Source organism: Sulfurimonas sp., assembly GCF_016744025.1.
Taxonomy (GTDB): Bacteria; Campylobacterota; Campylobacteria; order Campylobacterales; family Sulfurimonadaceae; genus Sulfurimonas.
The window spans coordinates 1-4,432 of record NZ_JADGFC010000166.1 but is presented as its reverse complement, the minus strand read 5'-3'; the positions used below and the strand labels follow the sequence as shown (position 1 = coordinate 4,432).

The window sequence follows — 4,432 nt, the reverse complement described above, 5'->3', positions numbered from 1 at the left end:
CATTAGTACTCTTCACAGTCTTACTAGAAAATAAGACATACACAAGAGTTTTTTTACTTAATAGTAATCTCAACTCTTCTATTTTCTTTCTTTGCAACATTATCAGCTGTTTTCACTAAAGGGTTTGCTTCCCCATAGTAAAAGATTGAAATCAGCTTTTCATCAATACCTGCTTTTTTTAATATTTTACTAACATTTTTTACTCGTCTCATAGAAAGAATCTCATTGTATGCATCATTACCTGCTGAGTCTGAGTAACCAATAACATCTATTTGTAAAACAGAATCTGACTTTATATCTTTGATGACTTTTTTCAAGATGCTAGTAGACTTAGCTGTTAACTTAGAAGAGTCAAAGTTGAAGTACAGACGATAGTTCTTTATCGTTCTCGGCATCGACTCTAAGAGTGAACTATACTTAGACTCAACACTCTCTTTTGAGAGAGTCTCTTGTTTATCAAGACTTCCTGTGTCTACTCTTTGCCACGCTTTGTCTAGTACAACTTCTTTACCATCTTGAGTAACAGTTATACTACCAACTTTACCATCTTCTTGAGGTAAAAGTATAAACTCTACCTTATCGGCACATGCACTAAAAAGTAGCATTACGATTGCTAGGTTGATTATAGTAAATGCTTTCATTTTAATACACTCCTGAGTTTACATTGATAATAAAGTGCGTTCCACGTATGCCCATAGTCGCAGTTTTTACTTTAACTTTAAATGCACTTGGGTTAACCTTGGAAATCAGTCCAGTTATACACTCCATGCTTCCCTTTGAAAGGTTAGTCACAAAACCTTCTTTATTTTCTGCTGGTTCAAATAGGTACTGCTCGATTTCGAGTTTACTATTTGGTCCAACAGATATACGAGTGTTGTCTTTAAAGATAAGACCTACTGAACTTTTCGACTCAGTGATAATAATATCTTTTTCTTGTAACTGTGTACCAACTACTATGTTTATCTCTTTACTTTGACGGACTATATGGCTTTGACCTTTTGCTTTTTTGACTAAAGCAACTTCGTTGGCAAAAGTAAGAGAGACAATGCCTAGAAGGATGAGAGAGTAGAAACTTTTCATAATTTAACCTTATGTGAGTATTAAAAAAATATACAATCAAGTTTACCATAATATCTTTGTAGACATATAAAGGTATAAGTTAAGTAATAAACAAAAACTAAAACTAAAATAGGAAGTGTATGATGAATTTTCAAAATGAAGTATTACCACAAGATGCAGTAAAAGTTGGACAAACACCAAATATGACACAAGAGACAGCTATAAAAGGAATCCTAAAAAACCACCTTGCACCAAAAGGTAAGATAGGTTTAGTCGTAGTGGAAGAGGGCTCTTTGCAGTATGTATGGGAAGATGACAAGGACAATGTTCTAGATGCAGACAAAGACCATCATATAGTAATAGAAGCGGAGAGATATCACCATGTAGTAATAACTGGACCAGTAGTCTTTCGTGTAGAGTTTTACAAAGTACTAGCGTCAGGTGAAGAGCATAAAGAGGGTGATAGACCTGGTGAAGCTTTTTGTTCTTCTTGTGGTTAAGAACGACGTTTAGTTGTTTTTTATAAATGTATAAGCAAAAACAATGAAAGTAATAATGCAAAACAAAAAAATAGAGTGATGGTATATAGTAAAGTGAGATATCTGGTTTACGTAGAAAATAAGATATATAAACACTACAGTAGTGAATAAGATTTTAAGCGTATGTGACACAGTTTCTTCCTTTTGCTTTTGAAGTATAAAGAGCTTTATCAGCAGCATCTATTAACTCTGTGATACTTAACTCATCTACTAAGCTACTTACTCCAAAACTAGCGCTTATATGCTCTACAACACAAAACCTATGCTCGTATATGATGGCACGTAATTTCTGAGCTAGAGCAGTTGCTTTGGCTATGTTAGTATGTGGTAGAACTATGAGAAACTCTTCTCCTCCCCATCTTCCTAGATGGTCGCCTTTTCTTATGGAGTTTTTTAGAAGTTGTGCAAACTCTACGAGAACAGCATCTCCTAAAATATGTCCATATGTATCGTTAACAGATTTAAAAAAAACTATGTCTATAAGCAAGATACTACATGCTTGGGCATTTCTACGAAAATAGTAGTCTTGTTTTTGAAGTTGTGCATCTATGTACATTCTGTTTGGTATTTTAGTAAGTTGATCAGTTTGGGATAGATGCTTTAGTCTGAGTTCACTGTTTTTTAGCTCTGTAATGTCTGTTATGTAACTGACAAAGCTTACAATGTTGTCGTTAGCATCTCGTAAGAGTAGGGTGTGATTTTGTACCCACTTAATAGAGTTTGTTTTAGTCACTACTCGGTAGGGCTTATGCGTAAAAGTGAGTAGCTTTTTTTCTATGGCATCTTGCATGTCTTGTAAAACACGGTTGATGTCATCTTCATAGATGCAGTGAGAAAAACTCAAAGCTTTTGACTCCAGCTCTTGTTTTGTGCAACCTATGAGTTGATGAATGTTTTGTGAAGCGTAGTAGATTCTAGATGCAGAGTCATTATGCCAGCGAAGCAGTATGGCACTACTCAAGTTTACAAGTGTTTGATTCTCTAAGAGAGTTTGCTCTAGTGTGTCTACTTTTCTTTTGAGATGAAAAGGGATAAAAAAAAGAGCAACTACAAAGATGGATATGCTCAGATATAAAGACTTAACCATAGTAAAACACCTCTGATTTACGCGTGTAAATGAAAAATTTTAAAATTTACATATTTTTTTAATAACGATTAATACCTAATGTGTGATAATGCATAGATTTATTTTAATACTAAAGTAGCATCTACACTTTTATGCTTGTATAGAAAGCTGTTTGAAAAACTGATAGTTTTTCTTTAATCTAGTGTTGATGTTTTAGTATTATATTTTTAATTTAGTACATGATATATATTCAAAATCCTTGATTGTATATTTTATCAAAATGGGAGTTTTTCCTTTTATTTAACAAACTATAGGGAATTTACACCATTTTGTCAAGTTTAATATAAAGAAAGTTACATATGACAAAAAAAGAATTCGCAAAACGTTTAAACATAGATGTAAAGACATTAAACTCTTGGGAAGAACAACGTCCTGAAGTTATGAGGTTAGTAAGAATTGGACTTGCTACTGAGAAGCATGTTAAGGATGTAGAGACGTATATTGAAGAGATAAAAAATCTACAAGACATAAAAATATAATAACTTATAATATTTGGAAAAGATTTTAACAATCTTTTATCTTAAAACTAAGAAGAAAACATGGCTAAAATCCCATTTAAAGTGTCAGCAAGAACAGCAAGGTTAATAGGTCGAGAAAATATAGCATCATCAAAAGGTGCAATTGTAGAATTAGTTAAAAATTGTTATGACGCTGATAGCTCTATTGCAATTATATATTTTAAAAGAATAGTAGAAGTAGTTAAAGTAAAAGAAATAGTAGATAATGAAGAAGTTGAAGTAGAAAAAAAGATTGATAAAAGTGAATTATATATTCTAGATGCTGGTGAAGGTATGACAGAGCAAATAATATCTAATCATTGGATGACAATTGGTACAAACAATAAAGAATTCGACATATTTACAAAAAGTGGAAGAGTTAAAGCTGGGGCTAAAGGGATAGGACGTTTTGCTCTTGATAAGCTTGGAGATAAATGTGAAATGATTACTAAATTCAATCCTGAAACTCATAAAGATATTGATAACAAAGGAAATGAAACAAATTATAAAGCTTATTTATGGGAAGTAAATTGGAAAGACTTTGAAGGAGAGTTAAAACTATAGATAAGGTTGAGGCTACTCTTATTGGTTCAGAAGAATTAGATTTGAAGGAATATATTTTAAATGAAATAAATGACGCCAATATAGAAGAAGTTATTAAAAATAATAAATTAGAACATGGAACAATTTTTAAGATAACAGAATTAAGAGATAACTGGGAAGATCACTACGTTAAAGAAGTTTTTAATGATTTAGAAGTATTGGTACCACCAAAAGAGCAAAATACATTTGATTTATATTTATATAGTAGTGAAAAACCAAATGAATATGGTCATTTAGTTGGTTCGATATGTGATGATTTTGATTATAAAATAGTTGCAAAAGCTGATAAAGACCAAAACGTTAATATAAAGATTTATCGAGAAGAGTATGATGTAAATAGAATTAACCCGAAATTATTTGAATTTGAAAGTATGAAAGAAGATATGTATTCAAAGGATACCTTTCAAAATGGTTTTTGGGAAAAAAATACAGAATTTTCAAAGCTAATACCAGGTTATGAAGATATTGATGACAAAAACAATCTTAATAAAATAGGGGACTTCGAATTCACTTCGCCAATTCCAACAACAAGTGCAATTTCCACCTAAATTAGCTAGCTAATCTTTTACTCATTTCACTGAAAAACACTTCATACGGAGTTTTGTATT

7 protein-coding genes are annotated in these 4,432 nt (G+C 31.7%); 4 read left to right on the top strand and 3 right to left on the bottom strand.

Annotated elements, in window-relative coordinates; translation table 11 throughout:
* Positions 1-53 precede the first annotated feature (53 nt).
* Both QZZ48_RS14330 and QZZ48_RS14325 read right to left on the bottom strand, forming a co-directional pair.
* On the bottom strand, positions 54-641 hold the full coding sequence (locus QZZ48_RS14330; RefSeq protein ID WP_294966939.1) for an OmpA family protein: 588 nt from the start codon (positions 639-641) through the stop codon (positions 54-56).
* Between the two features lies 1 nt (position 642).
* Entirely contained in the window at positions 643-1,080 is a 438-nt protein-coding gene (locus tag QZZ48_RS14325) for a FecR family protein (protein ID WP_294966938.1), read from the bottom strand.
* 119 nt (positions 1,081-1,199) lie between these two features.
* Here QZZ48_RS14325 and QZZ48_RS14320 point away from each other — a divergent pair, with 119 nt between their 5' ends.
* Complete coding sequence (locus tag QZZ48_RS14320; protein WP_294966937.1) at positions 1,200-1,559, top strand: DUF1971 domain-containing protein; 360 nt, start codon at positions 1,200-1,202, stop codon at positions 1,557-1,559.
* Between the two features lie 154 nt (positions 1,560-1,713).
* On the opposite strand, the gene QZZ48_RS14315 is transcribed toward QZZ48_RS14320, so the two are convergent.
* Entirely contained in the window at positions 1,714-2,685 is a 972-nt protein-coding gene (locus QZZ48_RS14315) for a GGDEF domain-containing protein (RefSeq protein ID WP_294966936.1), read from the bottom strand.
* A gap of 338 nt (positions 2,686-3,023) precedes the next feature.
* Here QZZ48_RS14315 and QZZ48_RS14310 point away from each other — a divergent pair, with 338 nt between their 5' ends.
* From QZZ48_RS14310 to QZZ48_RS14300, 3 genes are read left to right on the top strand one after another with little or no spacing between them, the layout of a single operon-like run.
* Positions 3,024-3,203, top strand: a complete 180-nt coding sequence (locus QZZ48_RS14310; RefSeq protein WP_294966935.1) for a hypothetical protein — start codon at positions 3,024-3,026, stop codon at positions 3,201-3,203.
* Between the two features lie 60 nt (positions 3,204-3,263).
* On the top strand, positions 3,264-3,785 hold the full coding sequence (locus QZZ48_RS14305; protein ID WP_294966934.1) for an ATP-binding protein: 522 nt from the start codon (positions 3,264-3,266) through the stop codon (positions 3,783-3,785).
* Positions 3,786-3,826: 41 nt separating this feature from the next.
* The gene (locus QZZ48_RS14300; protein ID WP_294966933.1) at positions 3,827-4,372 is read left to right on the top strand and encodes a hypothetical protein; all 546 of its coding nucleotides are present in this window, start codon (positions 3,827-3,829) and stop codon (positions 4,370-4,372) included.
* Positions 4,373-4,432 lie beyond the last annotated feature (60 nt).